The sequence below is a fragment of the Parasphingorhabdus sp. genome, from assembly GCF_059726685.1.
This window is the reverse complement of record NZ_AP041068.1, coordinates 2952047-2969639: the sequence shown is the minus strand read 5'-3', so window position 1 is coordinate 2969639 and position 17593 is coordinate 2952047. Positions and strand designations below refer to the sequence as shown.

General features: G+C 53.0%; 21 protein-coding genes. 12 read left to right on the top strand and 9 right to left on the bottom strand.

What is annotated here, in order from left to right:
• Window positions 1-38 precede the first annotated feature (38 nt).
• From AC6I9Z_RS14690 to AC6I9Z_RS14670, 5 genes are all read right to left on the bottom strand, one after another.
• Window positions 39-1328 (bottom strand): CpaE/TadZ family protein, encoded by a 1290-nt coding sequence (locus tag AC6I9Z_RS14690; RefSeq protein WP_461456536.1) that lies wholly within the window; start codon window positions 1326-1328, stop codon window positions 39-41.
• Complete coding sequence (locus AC6I9Z_RS14685) at window positions 1328-1936, bottom strand: CpaD family pilus assembly protein (protein ID WP_461456534.1); 609 nt, start codon at window positions 1934-1936, stop codon at window positions 1328-1330. Before AC6I9Z_RS14685 ends, AC6I9Z_RS14690 begins: the two co-directional genes overlap by 1 nt.
• Window positions 1937-1957: 21 nt before the next feature.
• Window positions 1958-3598, bottom strand: a complete 1641-nt coding sequence (locus tag AC6I9Z_RS14680; RefSeq protein ID WP_461456532.1) for a type II and III secretion system protein family protein — start codon at window positions 3596-3598, stop codon at window positions 1958-1960.
• On the bottom strand, window positions 3598-4557 hold the full coding sequence (gene cpaB, locus AC6I9Z_RS14675) for a Flp pilus assembly protein CpaB (RefSeq protein WP_461456530.1): 960 nt from the start codon (window positions 4555-4557) through the stop codon (window positions 3598-3600). The genes AC6I9Z_RS14680 and cpaB overlap by 1 nt, the downstream gene beginning before the upstream one ends.
• A 73-nt stretch (window positions 4558-4630) precedes the next feature.
• Window positions 4631-5065, bottom strand: coding sequence for an A24 family peptidase (locus tag AC6I9Z_RS14670; protein WP_461456528.1), 435 nt, complete (start codon window positions 5063-5065; stop codon window positions 4631-4633).
• A gap of 100 nt (window positions 5066-5165) precedes the next feature.
• On the opposite strand from AC6I9Z_RS14670, the gene AC6I9Z_RS14665 reads away from it, so the two are divergent.
• From AC6I9Z_RS14665 to AC6I9Z_RS14655, 3 genes are all read left to right on the top strand, one after another.
• Window positions 5166-6128, top strand: coding sequence for an alpha/beta hydrolase (locus AC6I9Z_RS14665; protein WP_461456526.1), 963 nt, complete (start codon window positions 5166-5168; stop codon window positions 6126-6128).
• Window positions 6129-6140: 12 nt separating this feature from the next.
• Complete coding sequence (locus tag AC6I9Z_RS14660) at window positions 6141-7268, top strand: NAD(P)/FAD-dependent oxidoreductase (protein WP_461456525.1); 1128 nt, start codon at window positions 6141-6143, stop codon at window positions 7266-7268.
• 99 nt (window positions 7269-7367) lie between these two features.
• The gene (locus AC6I9Z_RS14655) at window positions 7368-7544 is read left to right on the top strand and encodes a YegP family protein (protein WP_109356459.1); all 177 of its coding nucleotides are present in this window, start codon (window positions 7368-7370) and stop codon (window positions 7542-7544) included.
• Window positions 7545-7602: 58 nt separating this feature from the next.
• Here the strand turns inward: AC6I9Z_RS14655 and rnhA are convergent, their stop codons facing one another.
• From rnhA to ispH, 3 genes are read right to left on the bottom strand one after another with little or no spacing between them, the layout of a single operon-like run.
• The gene (rnhA, locus tag AC6I9Z_RS14650) at window positions 7603-8055 is read right to left on the bottom strand and encodes a ribonuclease HI (RefSeq protein ID WP_461456523.1); all 453 of its coding nucleotides are present in this window, start codon (window positions 8053-8055) and stop codon (window positions 7603-7605) included.
• Complete coding sequence (gene thrB, locus AC6I9Z_RS14645; RefSeq protein WP_461456521.1) at window positions 8052-9011, bottom strand: homoserine kinase; 960 nt, start codon at window positions 9009-9011, stop codon at window positions 8052-8054. The genes rnhA and thrB overlap by 4 nt, the downstream gene beginning before the upstream one ends.
• Complete coding sequence (ispH, locus tag AC6I9Z_RS14640; RefSeq protein ID WP_461456519.1) at window positions 9011-9970, bottom strand: 4-hydroxy-3-methylbut-2-enyl diphosphate reductase; 960 nt, start codon at window positions 9968-9970, stop codon at window positions 9011-9013. Before ispH ends, thrB begins: the two co-directional genes overlap by 1 nt.
• A 157-nt stretch (window positions 9971-10127) precedes the next feature.
• Here ispH and AC6I9Z_RS14635 point away from each other — a divergent pair, with 157 nt between their 5' ends.
• The 9 genes from AC6I9Z_RS14635 to tatC all read left to right on the top strand — a co-directional run bounded on the left by AC6I9Z_RS14635 (window position 10128) and on the right by tatC (window position 17454).
• Window positions 10128-10787, top strand: a complete 660-nt coding sequence (locus AC6I9Z_RS14635; protein WP_461456518.1) for a hypothetical protein — start codon at window positions 10128-10130, stop codon at window positions 10785-10787.
• A gap of 104 nt (window positions 10788-10891) precedes the next feature.
• The gene (gene argS / locus AC6I9Z_RS14630) at window positions 10892-12667 is read left to right on the top strand and encodes an arginine--tRNA ligase (protein ID WP_461456516.1); all 1776 of its coding nucleotides are present in this window, start codon (window positions 10892-10894) and stop codon (window positions 12665-12667) included.
• A 30-nt stretch (window positions 12668-12697) separates the two neighbouring features.
• Window positions 12698-13336 (top strand): SPOR domain-containing protein, encoded by a 639-nt coding sequence (locus tag AC6I9Z_RS14625; RefSeq protein WP_461456513.1) that lies wholly within the window; start codon window positions 12698-12700, stop codon window positions 13334-13336.
• A gap of 164 nt (window positions 13337-13500) precedes the next feature.
• Entirely contained in the window at window positions 13501-14508 is a 1008-nt protein-coding gene (gene nagZ / locus AC6I9Z_RS14620; RefSeq protein WP_461456511.1) for a beta-N-acetylhexosaminidase, read from the top strand.
• Window positions 14508-15308 carry a segregation and condensation protein A gene (locus tag AC6I9Z_RS14615; RefSeq protein ID WP_461456509.1) on the top strand — a complete coding sequence of 267 codons (801 nt, stop codon included), beginning with the start codon at window positions 14508-14510 and terminating at the stop codon, window positions 15306-15308. The genes nagZ and AC6I9Z_RS14615 overlap by 1 nt, the downstream gene beginning before the upstream one ends.
• 34 nt (window positions 15309-15342) lie before the next feature.
• On the top strand, window positions 15343-16008 hold the full coding sequence (gene scpB, locus AC6I9Z_RS14610) for an SMC-Scp complex subunit ScpB (RefSeq protein ID WP_461456943.1): 666 nt from the start codon (window positions 15343-15345) through the stop codon (window positions 16006-16008).
• Between the two features lie 28 nt (window positions 16009-16036).
• On the top strand, window positions 16037-16264 hold the full coding sequence (locus tag AC6I9Z_RS14605; protein ID WP_109356467.1) for a twin-arginine translocase TatA/TatE family subunit: 228 nt from the start codon (window positions 16037-16039) through the stop codon (window positions 16262-16264).
• A gap of 42 nt (window positions 16265-16306) precedes the next feature.
• A complete protein-coding gene (tatB, locus tag AC6I9Z_RS14600) occupies window positions 16307-16678 on the top strand; it encodes a Sec-independent protein translocase protein TatB (protein WP_461456506.1) in 372 nt (123 codons plus the stop codon).
• Window positions 16675-17454, top strand: coding sequence for a twin-arginine translocase subunit TatC (gene tatC, locus AC6I9Z_RS14595; protein ID WP_109356469.1), 780 nt, complete (start codon window positions 16675-16677; stop codon window positions 17452-17454). The genes tatB and tatC overlap by 4 nt, the downstream gene beginning before the upstream one ends.
• 1 nt (window position 17455) lies before the next feature.
• Here tatC and AC6I9Z_RS14590 read toward each other — a convergent pair whose 3' ends face one another.
• Window positions 17456-17581, bottom strand: coding sequence for an entericidin A/B family lipoprotein (locus AC6I9Z_RS14590; RefSeq protein WP_109356470.1), 126 nt, complete (start codon window positions 17579-17581; stop codon window positions 17456-17458).
• Between the last annotated feature and the right edge of the window lie 12 nt (window positions 17582-17593).

The following is a 17593-nucleotide window of genomic DNA, read 5'->3' as shown; positions in this document are numbered from 1 at the left end:
CGTGCATCCTTGCATGTTAGAAAGAAACGGGCTGGGCATCACGATTCGGATGTCTCGCCTTCTTTCTTCTTCTTTGATGGCAGGAGTGATTTCATCCCTCCAAATTTATCCATCAGAGATGTTTTTGCTTTGCCTTCGCCTTCTTCACCTTCGTCTTCGACGGTGCCAAGAATATGTTCGGACAGCGCAATAATCTTGCCGGTCGCCTTGCTTGATTTACCAGCTTCTACAAAGGCTTGCCCCAATTTCGCTGCATGCGCGGCTGCTTTGGGATCGGCCGGGATCATGATATCGATTTTGCGCTCGATCGAATTCTCAAAATCCTGTCTGGAGATTTCCAGACCACCGGATTGCACTTTGTTGGCAACAACAATCACTTTGCTCTGCGCTGCATGCGATTTCAGCCATGACAGCAATCGAATAGCATCGCGGGCGGAAGCCAATGTCAGTTCCGTGACAATGACGGTCGCGTTCACATCACCAAGAAGATGCGGATAGTTGATCAGCATATCACGCGGCAGATCGATAACCGTACATTCGAAGGCAGCACGAAATTCTTCCTGCAACTGGAAAAATGCTGTTCCGTCGGTCATCATCGGTGAGTTGATCGGCGCCTCAGCCGACAGCAGAGACAGCTTGTCATTCGCCTTGATCATCGCCCGTTCAATGAACAGACCGTCGATACGGCTGGGATTGTCGATGGCATCGGTAAGTCCGCGGCCCGGCTCAAGGTCCAACGCCAGAGCGCCGGTACCGAAATGAACATCAAGGTCGAGAAGGGCGGTCAAACGCTCTTTTTCGTTGCTGAGCAACCATGCGAGTGATGTCGCAATAGTCGATGCACCGACGCCGCCACGGGTTCCGATGACAGCTGTGGAAACATGAGGCTTCTCACTGGCTTGTTCATCGGTTTTCGGTGCGTTGAGCACGGCTTGTGCCTGGCTCAGTACGTCACGCAATTGTTCGGGGCTGAACGGCTTCAGGAGATAGTCCTGCAGCCCGCTAACGATCAAATCGCGGTAGAGACGGACGTCGTTTACCTGACCCATGGCAATAACCACAGTTCCGGGTTCACAGACTTCAGCCAAAGAATTGATGTCGGCCAATGGATCGCCAGATTCGGATAGATCGACCATCAAGATATTGGGGCTCGCCGCAACGGAAAGCGACTGCACGGCGTTGCGAAGTCCACCTTTGTGACACTTGTCTACCGGCCAGCCCATTTCTTCTACGACAGGACGCAGCAGGTCCAGCGTATCTTCATCACATACGAAAGCGGAGAACGGATCACGTCCGTTTACGGCACCGGGTTTCCAGGGAGCGTTCATTATAGGCCTCCAGCTTGTTTGGCTTTATTACGATAGGCACGAATGGCCTTTGATGCCTCCGACTGATCTTCGCCATCGCGGGCCTGGCCGCGCACGAGATCTTCAGGATCGGCAATCATTGCCGCCATTGTGCTGTTAACTCCGCATCCGTAATTTTCGCTCGTACGAGCCTGAAAATCGGTATGGCTGCGGTTGCTCCAATCCGGGCAACCAGGAACGGCTGCGGTTGAGCGTGAAACAACAACGCGCATTGCACCGCTTGGAACATTGCCTTCGGTTACCGGGGCAATGTCGCTGATCAATAATCCTTTTTGAGCGGCCAGGGCTTCAACTGCACCGCGAGCCGAGGCTCCGGCGTTGTAACCCGGGTCGTCAATGGCAACGCGATCTCCGTATCCCAGATCCAAGGCATCAAACCAGCCCGCAAGGCGGCGAAACTCGGCATCGGGGAGTGATCCCGATCCTGCCGTGTTGACGTCCAGCACGAAGTGCGACCGGGTAACAACCGGTTGCCGTTCGCTGTACACGGTACGGTTGGCTGTCGTGCTACCGCATGCTGCGACAGATAGTCCGAGAGCGGTTACAAGTGCTATAGAAACAAAACGCATGATGTCTTCTCCTGAAACGGACTATTTATCGAAGCTGAAACCGGGGGCAGCACCACCAGATTTTTTCGACTTTTTGGCGGTTTTACTGCTGCCTGGTGCGGACATGCTGCTGAGTGCAGGGCCCGATGCCACCGGTGGAGCAACCTTTGGTTTTGGGCGATCACCGGTACCGGTTGAACTGTGCCGGTTCATAATCAGCCGTTCAAAATCATTGGCTTGCTTGAAGCCATCGGTGGGCAGGACGATATCGCTGTCGCTGACCGGTTTGACGAGATATGGTGTCACAACGATCATCAACTCGGTTTCGTTCTTTCGATATCCGTCCGATTTGAAGAGGTTACCAAGCACTGGTATATCGGCCAATCCCGGTGTTTTATCAATGGATGAGCTGTAGCTATTCTGCATCAACCCAGCAATCATGAAGCTTTCGCCAGAACCCAGTTCAATTGTGGTTTCCGCCTCTCTTGTAGAGATAGCCGGAATCTCAAACCCGTTGAGACGAACGGCCCCTTGCGAGGATATTTCCGATACGCTTGGTTTTACGCGAATCGAGATACGCCCGTTTGAAAGAACGGTCGGTGTGTAAGAAAGGCTAACACCAAAATTCTGGTAGGTAACACTAACTTCACCAAAGCCCGAGGATTGTGGTATCGGGAATCGGCCACCCGCCAGGAAGGTTGCGGTTTCACCTGAAATGGTGGTTAAATTGGGCGATGCTAATGTTGTCGATAGACCAATCCGTTCAGATACATCGAGAGCCGTCGCAATATCCAATCCAAACAGACGCCCTGCCGCAGTGACGGCATCCAATCCACTTGCTTGATTGAAGTTAAATGCCGTACCGCCTTGCGTAACAAATTGACCGGTGGCCGTGTTAAATGGCAGGGAAATTGATCCCGCCGGTAATCCGAACAAGCTGGAAGCATCCAGCGTGGGGAATCCACTTGTATCGAAATCAGTAATCGCCCCGAAGTTACGACCCCTGTTAACTCCAAATTGAAAACCATTGGTAGTATCGCGTGTCGTCACGTTGCCATTGATATTCTTGGCAAGCGAGCGAGCTACTTCCGCAAAACGGACCCGTAAATTGACTTGCAAAGGGGTCGCTGTTTTTAGTCTGCTGACAACACGCGTGTCATCGCCAACATAGGCCTGAACCAGATTTTCTGCTTCTTCAGCATCATCCGGATTAGCGATTGTCCCTGTTAAAAGCACAAAGTTGTTTGTTGTGCTCACCGAAATTTTTGCGTCTGGCATGGCTAAGCCCAGCATCTGGTCAATCGATGAAATCTCAGCACCAACAGAAACTTCCGCAGAATATACGACCTTGCCTGAACGGCTAGTTGCATAGAAGCTGGTTTGTCCGCCTGACTTCCCAAAGATGTATAGCTGGCGTTGGGAGCGAACCTGCACGTCGGCAATATCATCTTCAGCAATGAAAACGTCTTGGATCGGCGCCGGTAGTGTAATCAGCTTGCCACGACCAACAGCAACCGAAACACGGGATTGTGGTGCGGTAATCTTGACCGATTGAGCATTAAGTGGTGTCGCGCTGTTGACGGACACGGTTAGGGCCAGGACGGAAGTAACGGCCGCGCCCATCACCTTTTTTGCTGATATTTTGTTTGTTTGGCGGTTATGCTTTGCATATTGAATGGCCATTATTTGTCTCCAAACTTAACTTCATTGACGGCATTACCGCGTGCTATCCGGACTTTTGGTCCTTCTGGCTTTTGTTCTTTGGTCAACTGCGGTGGGGTGCGTGCTTCAAAGCGTGACACTTCACCGCCGGTTGAGAAGGTTGATTTCTTGGAATCCGGCCGTGTTGCGAGAGACTTGATCATAGCCGCTTCCTGGGCTGGATCATCGGTTTTAGGCAGTTTGATCTCACCAGAGGCAATCGCTTCTTCAAGCTCTGCGGTGCTATCAGCAAGCGAACGAAGGGACAGGCTCAGCGTACCCAAGGTTTGGGCAACAGCTACTTTTTCAGCAATTTTCGGCGTTGCTTCAAGCGTAACCAACTTGGTTTTCACCGGTACGGCCTGACCTGCCTCATTTGTTGTTTGGGTAACGCGGTTATCGGTAGCGAGAACGCGAATATTACGGATGACCGTTTCTGATACTTTGAATTCCGGTCCTTGACCCTTAATTGTCTGGGTTAGCACGAGATCAACTCGGTCTCCCGGGAACACGAAACCGGCAACACCGGTCAAGCCAGAAACTGGAATAGTAACGGCACGCATGCCGGGTCCGAGTGCTGCTGCCAGGAAGCCGCGATCACCGGGGCTAACAATAGCACCTTTCGTGAGTGGCTGTCCGGCAGTAATAGCGTTACGAACGACTGTACCGTTCAGAGATTCAATGTCTGTACCTTCTTTTTGGAAATAAGCTTCCTCAACAAGGTCTTCCGGCCAAGGCTGGAAGCTGAAGGCATCAGGTGTAATGATAGTGCCAACGGGCAAGGCGCGCGAAGCGACGAGAACTTCGTCCCCCAGTACTTCGACCTTTTTCGCTTCCACTTGTGGTGCAGCAGCACCCGCGAACATACTTCTGGCGAGCAATGCTGTGACCGCAGCCACTACCAATGCGCCGATAAGCAAAATTAGTTTCTTCTTGTCCATGACGTCTTACGCCTCCTGAATGCCCCACCGGAATCGATCACCCTGAATGATCCGTTGGCGGTAGATTTCTCTTTCAAGTAAAATGGTTAAAATATCGTTCGTTAATTATCCAAAGCCCTGCAAATGATATGGCAACTCCATATGGGACCTTTACTGGACCCTCAGTTTTTTGGATTTTCTTAGCTGTTATCATTAACAGCGTGAGGACTCCGCCAGCGATGGACATGATCACCAACATCTGAATTAGCGTGAGCCAATGGAGCCACAACGCAATGGCTGTAAGGAGTTTTACGTCCCCGCCGCCCATCGCACCGATCGCGAACATTCCGGCAAATATGGTAAACACGACCGTAGCGATGCCAATTTGCCACACCATGTCTGGCCAAAAAGCCATGTCACTGGCGATCCAGAACACCGGCGCGCCCAATGCAATGGCCAGATTCAGCTTGTTGGATATTTGACGGCTCTTGATATCAGTGATCGCGGCCACGATCAGCGCAATTGCCAAGCCGCCCCAGAGCAAGTAAATGAGTTGTTCCCCGTTCATGGGAAACAGCTTTAAGAAAAATGCCTTACCAAATAGTAACCATCATGGCCGGAGCCCATTTTTGAGTCGATTAAACCCGCCTATATTTGATCGACGCTCCATCCCTGAAGACGCGCAAGAGCTGATCTGGCACGCTCCGGATGGTTGGGCGTTGCGGCAATTTGAATGGTCGCAGCCCAGGAGTAATGCTCGCGGTTCGATATTGTTCATGACCGGTCGAGCAGATTTCTATGAAAAATATCTCGAGACATTCAACGATTTTCATGCCGCTGGATGGAATGTTACTTCGTTCGATTGGCGAGGGCAGGGCGGTTCAGGCCGGTGCGGTCCGCATCCACATGTCGGGCATATCGATGACTTTGCGACATGGGTTAATGATCTGAGCGCCTTTTACGAACAATGGCGGGGCGGGCATAGTGGACCTCATGTAGTCATCGGTCACAGCATGGGTGGTCATCTTGTTACCCGTGCGCTGGCCGAACAGCGCATTCATCCCGATGCCGCGATATTATGTGCACCAATGTTGGCACCAGCCGGCGGGGGTATGCCTGAATGGACCGCGCATCTGCTGTCCAAAATGATCTGTGCCTTTGGCAGAGAGAAGCGCCGTGCCTGGAAAGTTAGTGAAAAACCGTTGGAGCCTGAGATATTGCGGCAGGGTCTGCTGACTCACGACGCCGACCGTTATTCCGATGAATTTTTCTGGTTTAGGGAACGCCCGGATGTCCGTTTGGGGCCAGCAAGCTGGCGCTGGGTAGAGCGGGCTTATTCTTCCACCCGCGGGCTTAGAAACCGTAGGCATCTTGAAGCAGTGGATATCCCGGTATTTTTCCTGGCAACGGAAGTGGACGAACTGGTTGACCATCCGACCATAGAACGTGCCGTGCACTTGCTGCCCCATACCGAGATGAAATTATTCGGCAAAGAATGTGCTCACGAGATCTACCGTGAGGCTGACCCTGTACGCGATGCTGCCTTGCAAGCCAGTTTTGAGTTTCTAGATAGGGTGGCACCGCAGCAATGAGTAAATTTACGCATGAACCAATATGATGTCGCCATTATCGGGGCCGGAATTGCGGGCGCAAGTATAGCCTCGGAAATAGCCGACCATTGCTCTGTCATCATATTGGAAGCGGAAGACCAACCGGGATATCACAGCACTGGCCGGTCAGCGGCATTTTGGACAGAGAGCTATGGCGGGCCGCAGGTGCAGCCGCTGACCACTGCTTCTTACGATTTTCTCCATCATCCGCCCGCCAGGTTTTCCGAGACCAGTTTTTTGAAGAAGCGCAGGGCCGTCAATATCGGACGTGCCGGTGACCAGCATCTGCTGGAGGATTTCGTCTCTGAGTTCAAAGATAGCGGGATATCTATGGTTCGATGGGACCGGGATGATATTACGGCTGTCGTGCCTCATCTGAAGCAAGGATGGGATCGAGCGGTTTATGAGCCTGATTGCTGCGATATCGATGTGGCCGGGTTGCACATGGCTTATATACGTGATGCGAAACGCAAAGGTGTCGCCTTATCCTGTAACACCCAGGTCGCGGAAATTGCGCATGACGAGAGCGGATGGGTGATCAATAGTGGCGATAATGCCATTCGCGCGAAGTTGATAATCAATGCCGCTGGTGCATGGGCAAGCGAAATCGCCAGTCTTGCAGGCGCGTTGCCAATCGAAATTCAACCGATGCGTCGAACGATGGTGCAGTTACACACCGATCCGCCGTCCGCACCAGATATGCCGTTGGTCGTGGCACTGGACGGCAGTTTCTATTTCAAGCCCGAAGCTGGCGGTAGTTTCTGGCTCAGTCCGCATGACGAAACACCGGTTGTTGCCAGTGATGTAGCGCCGGAAGAATGGGATGTCGCGGTGGCGATAGATCGCTTTCAATCGATACTGGACGTCGAAATCAAAAGCGTAAACCGCAAATGGGCGGGGCTGCGCAGCTTTACGCCTGATCGACTGCCGGTTTATGGATATGATCCCCAGCAGCCCGATTTTTTCTGGTTTGCTGGGCAAGGAGGCTTTGGCATTCAGACAGCACCGGCTGCCGCGAAACTGGGGAAATCGATTTTTCTGGGTATGGAAAAAGAGGCTGCAGTAAAGGGACTCGATTCCGATCTATACGATCCTTCGCGTTTCGCCGTCATGATGGCTTGATAAATTCGTCATTGCGTTCAGCGCCTTAAGACGCAATAAATCTCCTGTCCGATACGGACCGACAAAGGCCAGTATAGGCCTAAAATGGAGACAGATAATATGGCGCACAAATTTGAAATTTATAAGGATAAAAAGGGCGAGTTCCGGGTTCGCTTTAAACATAATAGCGAGATCATGTTCTCAACCGAAGGTTATAAGAGCAAATCCAGCGCCAAAAATGCAATTGCTTCCATCATTAAAAACGGCCCCGGCGCTGAGGTTGAAGATAACAGCTAAGTTCATAGCTATCTAAACAGTTACCGTCATCCCGGTCAGCGCCGGGATGACATTTGCATCAATGGCCGGCAGTCACGTTCATCGCGGCATTGCTGGCCAGCATATCGGCGCGCTCGTTGTCCGCGTCTCCGGCATGACCCTTGACCCAATGCCATTCGATATCATGGCGTTTCACCGCTTCGATGAGGTCTTGCCATAGATCGGCATTTTTGACCGGCTTTTTTCCTGCGGTGCGCCAACCATTTTTCTGCCAGTTAAACACCCATTTGGTGATACCGTCCTTCACGTAGGTGCTGTCAATCGACAGCTTGACCCTGCACGGCCGCTTTAACGCATTGAGCGCTTCAATAGCAGCGCGCAATTCCATTCGGTTGTTGGTCGTCTCCGGTTCGCCGCCGGAGATTTCCTTTTCTGTTTTGCCATGCCGGATTAATGCTCCCCAGCCGCCCGGACCGGGATTGCCCTTGCAAGCGCCGTCTGTTGCGATTTCGACAAAAGAGAGATCACTCATGCGACGAAGACCCCTGGATTGGTCTGATAATATTTCAGACGATTGAGAAAAGCGGTCGGGTCTTTGCGAGTTACCAGAGCGTCGGCGGGCGTGTTGATCCAGTCATACGCACGGGTCAACAAAAAGCGTAGTGACGCCCCCCGGGCCAAAACAGGCAGGGCCGCGCGTTCTTCTGCGCTGAGATCAAATGCATCGCTATAGCCCTCCAGAAGCGCGGCCGAGATCGCTTCGTCAAACTGTTCACCATCTTCGGAAAAACACCAGGCTGCATGGGTCACAGCCATGTCATAGGCGCGAACATCTGTGCAGGAAAAATAAAAGTCAATCAGGCCGGTAACCGCATCATCAAGCATCAGCACATTGTCCGGGAACAAATCGGCATGGATGACAGATTGTGGCAATGTGACCGGCCAATGTGCATCAAGATAATCGAGTTCGGCCGCCACAATATCATTGAGATCAGGTGCAATTTCATTCAGTCCGCCGGGACCGCAATCAGCGGCGAGCTCGCGCCATGTGTCGTGGTCCATGCTATTGGCGCGCTGCATGTTGAAGTCTTGTAGGGCATTATGCATGCCGCCTAGCGCTTGGCCGGTGGCTCGGGCTTGTGCCGCAGTCGGCATCGTCACGGAAATACCGGGAAGAAATTTGATCAGACAAGCATGTCGGCCGCACAAATTTTGTATTTTCGTACCAGTGCGGTCAGCGATCATCGGTGGTACCGGTTGTTTTTTCTCGGCCAAATGGTCGAGCATCGCAATGAAGAAGGGTAAATCGTCCGGGTCGACACGCTTCTCGTAAAGCGTCAAAATGAACCGATCTTGCGTCGTTTCAATCAGGTAATTACTGTTCTCTACGCCCTCGGCTATGCCTTTGGCAGATACCAATGTGCCAACATCAAACCGGCCCAAGAAGGTTTCAATCTCTTCAGCACTGACCTTGGTATAAACAGCCATCAGGCGGCTTCGAGTCCACGCGGTAGCTTGAAAACCATGCGCTCGTCAGCCGTTTTTATCTTTTGTTCGTCGACGATGTAGCGTTCCTCAAGATGGGACACGACTTCGCGCACCAATATCTCCGGAGCGGAAGCGCCAGCGGTCAAACCAAGTGTCGCAACACCTTCCATCCAGGCAAAATCAATGTCGTCCGCGCGCTGGATAAGATGGGCAGCTGTTCCCTCACGCTCGGCGACTTCCACAAGTCGCAAGCTGTTAGAGCTGTTTGGCGCACCAATAACCAGAACCAAGTCGCAGGATTTCGCGATGCTTTTCACAGCATCTTGGCGGTTTGACGTGGCATAACAAATATCTTCGCCTTTTGGTCCCACGATATTTGGGAAGCGCTCCTGCAGCGCTTCGACAATCGCCCTGGTATCATCGACGGAAAGGGTGGTCTGGGTCAGAAACGAAAGCTTCTCCGGGTCCGCTGGCTTTAGCGCGGCAACATCTTCCAGTGTCTCGACCAGAGTCATCATGCCTTCATCGACCTGACCGAAAGTTCCAATGACCTCAGGATGATTTTCATGTCCGACGAAAATAATATGCCGTCCTGCCTCAACCTGTCGTTCGGCCTGACGATGTACCTTTGACACCAGAGGGCAAGTAGCATCGACATATTCCAGGCCGCGTTCTTCTGCTTTGTGCGGTACGGCTTTGGGCACTCCGTGTGCTGAAAAGACCACCGGAACACCGTCCGGTACCTCGTCAAGTTCCTCGACGAATACGGCACCAAGCTTTTTCAATTCATCCACAACATAGCGGTTATGGACAATTTCGTGGCGTACATAGACAGGAGCTCCATATTTTTCGATTGCCAGTTCCACGATTTTTATGGCCCGATCAACGCCCGCGCAAAAGCCGCGGGGGGCTGCTACAAGCAAGCTAATACGGGGTTTTCCTGATTCTGCATGATTCATATTCAAAGCCTTAATGAAAAACGGAGGCGGCGAAAAGCCTGTCTGTTCATCCTATGGATGGTTGCGTGCTCTTAAAGGCATAGATAAGGGTTTCCAAACCCTGAACAAGGACGCAGGTCAAATCTGCGCGAAATGGGATAAAAGGCAAGGAATAAGCATGATACTCAAACGGCGTTTCAATAAGTTGTTATTGACCGGTGGAACGGTTTTGGCATTGGCGGGTTGCGCACAAGACGGCGCCATCGATGTCAGCTCCGGCGTTGGCGTTAGCGTAACCCGAAGTGGTTGTCCCGCAGTTGCCGTTCCCGATTATACAGGTGATGTCACCATTTTTGATCCCGTGAACAGCACAGATGCGAGTGCGATTGATGTTGTGGCCAATATCACCAACGTCCGTTCGACTTGTAACAGCGAAGGCGCGCGGATTTATTCCGAAGCCACGTTTGACGTTTATGCAGTCCGCTCTCGCCCCCAGGGTGCGCGAACGGTTACCGTACCATATTTCTCGACGGTCGTGCAGGGTGGGACTGCCGTTGTTGCCAAGCGCGTTAAAAATGTAACGCTGACTTTCGCTGATGGCGAATATCGCGCTTCAGCTTCCGGTAAAGCGGGCTCCTATGTTGATGCGGCGGCTGCGCGGCTTCCAGAAGATGTAATCGAACGCATTACACGCAAAAGAAAACCTGGAGACCCCGACGCTGCACTGGATCCGCTAGCAGATCCAGCGGTGCGAGCTGCGGTAGCAAGGTCAACTTTTGAACTTTTGATCGGTTTTCAGCTGAGCCCGGAACAGCTGCAATATAACGCGACCCGATAAACTTCTTGGTCAACAAAGCTTTGGGCCGACAAAGCTCTGGGCATATATTACGTTTGGCTCGGCGGGTCCGGGCTCTATAATCTATTGAAAATTGGGGTGAAGCGATGCTGTTTCATATTTTTCAGCAACATATTGATAAAGCGCTAGATGATCTGGTTACCGATGGTGATTTACCGGCAGACCTTGATCGCAAAAACGTGACGCTGGAGCCACCGCGCGATCCGTCACATGGTGATTTGTCAACCAACGCTGCAATGGTCCTGTCAAAGGCAGCAGGAGAGAAACCACGCGATCTGGCGGAGAAGATTGTCGGCAAACTCGAAGCTCTTGATGATGTCAAAACGGCAGAAATGGCCGGGCCGGGATTTATAAACCTGCGCGTCAGTGATGCTGTTTTGATCGCGGAACTGAAAGAAATCGAGGCATTGGGCGCGGATTATGGCCGCTCTAACAAGGGGCAGGGTGTCACCGTCAATGTTGAATATGTATCGGCCAATCCAACCGGGCCCATGCATATGGGGCATTGCCGCGGTGCGGTCGTCGGCGATGCCTTGGCTGATTTGCTCGAGTTTATCGGGCACAAGGTGATCCGCGAATATTATGTCAACGATGCGGGTGCGCAGGTCGATCTTCTTGCTCAGTCAACTTATCTAAGATATATGGAGGTGCTTGGGCACAAAGGCGACTTTACCACTGAACAATTTCCTTGGCTCGAATCTCAATTTAAAAAATGGGAGGATCGGGAAAATCGGCTCTATCCCGGCGATTATTTAGTCCCGATCGCTAACGAGATTGCTGATGAATTTGGCAACACTTTTGCAGATAAACCAATAGAAGCTTGGCTTCAAATATTTCGCAAACGGAGCGTAGCCGGCATGATGGATATGATCCGGGCCGATCTCGCACTATTGGGTATCGAGCATGATGTTTTCTCTTCTGAAGCGGAATTACACGAAGCGGGCAAGGCAGATGTAGCCGAAGCAGAGCTGCGCGCGCGGGATCTGGTTTATGATGGCGTGCTCGAAAAACCCAAGGGTAAAACCATAGACGATTGGGAGCCCGTGGAGCTGCCTCTGTTCCGTTCGACCCAATTTGGTGACGATCAGGACCGGCCGATCAAGAAATCCAATGGACGCTGGACTTATTTTGGCGGTGATCTGGCCTATCATTTCCAAAAAGCCCAACAGGCGGATGAGTTGATTGACATTTGGGGTGCCGATCATTCCGGCACGGTCAAGCGGATCAAGGCGGCCGTGGCGGCGTTGACCGAGGGCAAAACCAAATTTGACGTGAAGCTGATCCAGATGGTTCGGTTGCTGCGCGATGGCGAGCCGGAGAAAATGTCGAAACGTTCGGGCAATTTTGTCACTATCGCGGATATGGTCGAAGAAGTCGGCAAGGACGCGGTGCGTTTCACGATGCTGACCCGCAAGGCCGATGCGCAGATGGACTTTGACTTTGCCAAGGTAACCGAGGCTTCACGGGACAACCCGGTATTTTATGTGCAATATGCCCATGCCCGGATCCAATCCACCTTGCGCAAAGCGGCGGAAGAGGAAAATGTCCTTCCCTCAGCCGATCATCTCGACAAGCTTGGCGCCGAAGAACTCGACCTTGTCAAACAGGCTGCCCAATTCCCGAGAATCGTCGAATCGGCCGCGATGAGTCGTGAACCGCACCGGATTGCTTTCTACCTCAACGACCTCGCAGCAGCGTTTCACGCCTTCTGGAATATGGGCAATGATCGGCCTGAAATGCGGATCATCATGGTTAACGATCCTGCCATGACGTCTGCTAGGCTTTTCTTAGCTAAATATTTAGGGCAAGTAATTAAGAACGGTCTCGCGCTGATGGGGGTCAGTGCCGCTGACAAGATGTGAGCGTTCGAGAATTGCTGTGGGGTTTGAGTAATGTCTGATGTGAATAGTGATAGTCTGGATCTGGACGATGACAATCGTCTACCTTGGCTGGAATCTGCCGAAGACTATGATGGAGAGGATGAATATTCTCCCCTTCGTGTCGCCTTGTTTGTAGGTTTGGCCATAGCGCTGCTGGCAGCAATTGTCGGCGGCATCTATTGGATGCAGAACCGCGATGCGGGCGGCCTGAGCGGCGACGGCACATTGATCGCGGCACAGGAAGGCGATTATAAAATACGCCCTGATGATCCGCAGGCCAAGCAGTTCGAAGGCGAAGGCGACGCGAGTTTTGCCGCTTCCGAGGGACAAGGCACAGCAGGTAAACTTGGCACAGCGCCGCCTGTAGAGGCTCCGATCAAGAAAGCTGGAACTGTTGCTCCGTCAGCTCCCGGCAGTGCGATGATTCAGCTTGGTGCATTCAGTTCCGCCGGGCAGGCTGATAGCGCCTGGTCTGGTTTCAGCAGGCGCTTTGCTGACATTGGCGCCTTGCCGAAGAAAATTGTGCAAGGCACGGTTGAAGGTGGAACTATCTATCGCCTCAATGCGGTGGCTCCGAACGTTCAGGCAGCGCAACAGGTGTGCAACGGTTTGAAAGCAGCAGGTGAAAGCTGCCTCGTCGTTCCACAATAAGCTTTAAAGATATCGGTTTCCTCTCGCGCTTTGGGTGAGCGCGGCAAGGTGCCTGCGTCGAAAATCGGGGACGCGCTGTGGATAACGGCGCTTTCCGCTTTACCGGTCCGCCAATTTTCCGCATGATAAGTCATATTATGCGCGGGATTGGGTAGAGTTAAGTCATGAAACCGGTCATTTTTGGTATGTCGGGATTAAGCCTGACGGCGGACGAAAAGGCGTTTTTCAAGGAAAGCGACCCAGCGGGCTATATTATTTTCGGCCGCAATGTTGAAACCAAGCGGCAATTGCGAGCGCTGACCGACGAATTGCGCCTGTTGCATGGCCGCGATGATCTGGCGATCCTGATTGATCAGGAAGGCGGCCGGGTTGCGCGGATGCAAGAACCGGTCTGGCCGAAATTCCCGCCGGGGGAGACTTTTGACAAGCTTTACGACATTGCTCCAGCGACCGCGATTGAGGCGGCTCGGCTGAATGCACAGGCGATTGCCGAAAGCCTTCGTGAAGTCGGCATTACGGTCAATTGCCTGCCGCTGCTCGATGTTCGTCAGCCGGACACTGTGGATGCCATTGGCAACCGTGCGATGGGCAGCGATCCGATGCAGGTGGCGGCCTTGGGTCGTGCGGTGATCGACGGCCAGACCAAGGGCGGCGCGGTGAGCGTCGTCAAACATATGCCGGGCCACGGCCGCTCTGTGGTTGATAGTCATTTGGAATTGCCGAAAGTAAGCGCTTCTGCCGAAGAACTGGAAACCGACATCGCTCCGTTTCGTTCGCTTTCGGATGCACCGATGGGGATGACCGCGCATATTGTCTATACCGCCTGGGATGCAGAGCGCTGCGCAAGTCTGTCACCAACGGTGATCGACAATATCATTCGCGGGGCCATCGGCTTTGACGGGCTGCTATTCTCGGATGATCTCGACATGAAGGCGTTGAAAGGCGAAGTTCCCGAACGCGCACGTGATGTGGTCGCGGCGGGTTGTGATATTGCGCTTAACTGCTGGGGTCGGATGGATGAGATGATCGGCATTGCTGACCTGCTGGGTGAGATTAGCGACAAATCCCGGGAACGGCTGGATAAAGCCATGGCGACATTGAATCAGTCCGGTGGGCAGGTCGAATTGGCCGAGCTGTTATCCCGCCGAGACGCATTGCTGGCGGCGGCCTAATGACAGACGGACCGGAAATTATCGAAGAGTCGGACGAAGAGGGGTTTTTCTTTACCCAAGCTGCTAGCGAGGAAGAGGCAGCGCTCACGCTAAATATCGATGGCTGGGAAGGCCCGCTTGATTTGCTTCTGGCCTTGGCGCGCAACCAGAAAGTGGATTTACGGGAAATATCGATCCTGGAGCTGGTTCAGCAATATCTGAAATATATCGCCGACGCACAAAGTCTGAAGCTGGAGTTAGCGGCAGACTATCTGGTGATGGCAGCATGGCTGACCTATTTAAAGTCAGGCCTGCTGCTGCCCAAGGATCCGGAGGTGGATCCTTCGCCGGAAGAACTGGCGCTGCGTCTGCAAATGCGGCTGGAACGGCTCAACGCCATGCGGGAGGCCGGCGCGCGATTGCTGGCCCGTGACCGGATTGGCCGTGATGTTTTTGCTCGCGGGGCACCGGAAGGTCTGCGCGTGGTCAAAAACCGGCATTGGCAGGCAGAATATTATGGCCTGATCTCCGCCTATGGCCGGGTCAAATTGCGCAATATTCCGCCAGTGCACATCGTGAAACAGCGGATGGTAATGACGCTGGAAGACGCGTTGGCGCGAGTGTCGTTGATGCTTGGTGAAGCGATCGACTGGACGGATATCAGGGATTTTCTCCCGCCAGGCGCGCCGCCGCAGTTACGAAAGTCGGCTTTGGCATCCAGTTTCGTTGCCGCATTGGAACTGGCACGTCAGGGAAAATTGGTGCTGAGTCAGGATGAGAGTTTTGCGCCCCTAAAATTGAAAGCAAGCAGTGATGGATAAGCCAGTGGATGATGATCGTAGTCTGATCATGGGCATGAATGTTGAAATGGATGAAGGCACGCGGGCGGTAGAGGCGACCTTGTTCGCGTCGGAAAACCCTATGACGATTGCGGATATCCAACTTTATGTCGGTGAAGAAATAGATATTCGCGCTGCGCTCAACGATCTGCAGAACGACTATTCTGGACGCGGCATATCGCTGATGAAAACCGGTGATCGCTGGCATTTTCAGACGGCGCAAGACCTGTCGCACTTGCTTCGCCGGGAGCGGGCGGAACTGCGCAAATTGAGCCGCGCGGGCATGGAAACGCTAGCAATCATCGCCTATCACGAACCGGTCAGCCGCGCAGAAATCGAAGCGATCCGGGGCGTTCAAGTGGCAAAAGGCACGCTTGATGTGCTGATGGAAGCGGGTTGGGTTCGCCCAGCCGGCCGTCGCGAAGTACCGGGAAGGCCGCTTATCTACGCGACAACGGCTGAATTTCTAACCCATTTCGGCCTGCAAAGCCGCAAGGAACTGCCGGGCATTGATGACCTGAAAGCCGCTGGTTTGCTGGACCCGGTCGATCTGGCGATGGAACGGCTGGAGATGGAGGCGGAAGAGGAATTGCCGCTGGAACAAGAGCTTAACCAAGATGGTGCACAAGAAAATGATGATGACACCGCCGATTCACTGGAAAATGAGGCGGAAAGCGCTTAAGTAGAGCGCATAGATCAGGAGATTTTCGATGCAACCGAGTATTTGGCAGATTTTAATTGTAGCAGCACTGGTGCTGATCCTGTTCGGTCGCGGCCGGATTTCTGAAATGATGGGCGATGTCGGCAAAGGGATCCGTTCCTTCAAAAAAGGCATTACCGAAGAAGAGGAAAGTGCCAAGGCTTCGGCCCAGATTGACAGCAAACCGGCGGATGTCAGCGCAGACAAGGCGGCAACGTCCGACAAGACGGTCAGCTGAGAAGAGCCGACCGGATTCTGATCCGGATAGCGGCGCACAGATATGTTTGACCTTTCCATATCCGAGATCGCGATTATCGTGATCATTGCCATCGTCGTTATCGGCCCGAAAGAGCTGCCCCGCGCATTGGCAACAGCTGGCCGCTGGATGGCCAAAGCGCGCGGCGTTATGGGCAATTTCCGAACCGGTTTTGATGCAATGGTCCGCGAGGCGGAATTGCAGGAAATGGAAAAAAAATGGGCGGCGGAGAATGAGCGTATCATGCTCGAGCATCCGACGGTTTCTGACGATGAACCAGTTATGCAGCCATTGGATGGCCCACCTGCGACGGAAGAAAAAAGCGACAGCGACCAGCCTGATCTACCGTTGGGCGATGATACACCAGAAAAACCAGCAGAAAAACCGGGCGCATGAACGAGCAGTCCGCGCCCGATATCGATGAGAGCAAAGCGCCGCTGATCGAACATCTGATCGAGCTGCGCCAGCGGTTGGTCTGGTCGGTGGTGGCGCTGGCTATCGCTTTTGCCGCCAGTTTCTATTTCGCCGATGAGATATTCGGAATGTTGGTCGTGCCGTTAACCGACGCTTTCCCGCCGGGTGAAGGGAAGCTGGTCTATACCAAGCTCTATGAAGCCTTTTTTGTCGAAATAAAGGTTGCGATGTTCGCTGCCTTTTTTATCGCCTTTCCGATCATCTCCAACCAGCTTTGGGCTTTTGTCGCGCCCGGCCTTTATGCCAATGAGAAAAAGGCGTTTCTGCCGTTTCTGTTTGCCACACCGATATTATTCACTGCCGGAGCAGCATTGGCCTATTACATTGTCATGCCGACGGCATTCCGTTTTTTCCTCGGCTTTGAAGGCGAAGTCGGCGGCATGACCCAAGAGGCCTTGCCTGCCATGGGGGACTATCTCGATCTGGTGATGCGGTTCATTCTGGCCTTTGGCGTATGTTTCCAGTTACCGGTGCTGTTGTTGCTCCTCAACCGTGCAGGATTGGTCACACGCGATCAACTGAAAGGCCTGCGCCGTTACATGGTCGTCGCAGCCTTTGTGTTGGCCGCGATCTTGACGCCGCCGGATGTGGTGTCGCAGTTCTTGCTCGGCCTGCCATTGATCATGCTTTACGAGGTATCGCTGGCAATCATGTGGTTTACCGAACGCAAAAGAGCGAAACTCGAAGCTACCGAATAGCTTAGTTTATCGCGTCTTCACCCGCGCGGCCGACCGATTCAATATCCTGTCCGACGCCCTGAACCGTATTACAGGCCGCGAGCACGAGGGTTGATGAAATAAGCAATGATGCCAAAATCTTGCGCATGGTAATTCTCCT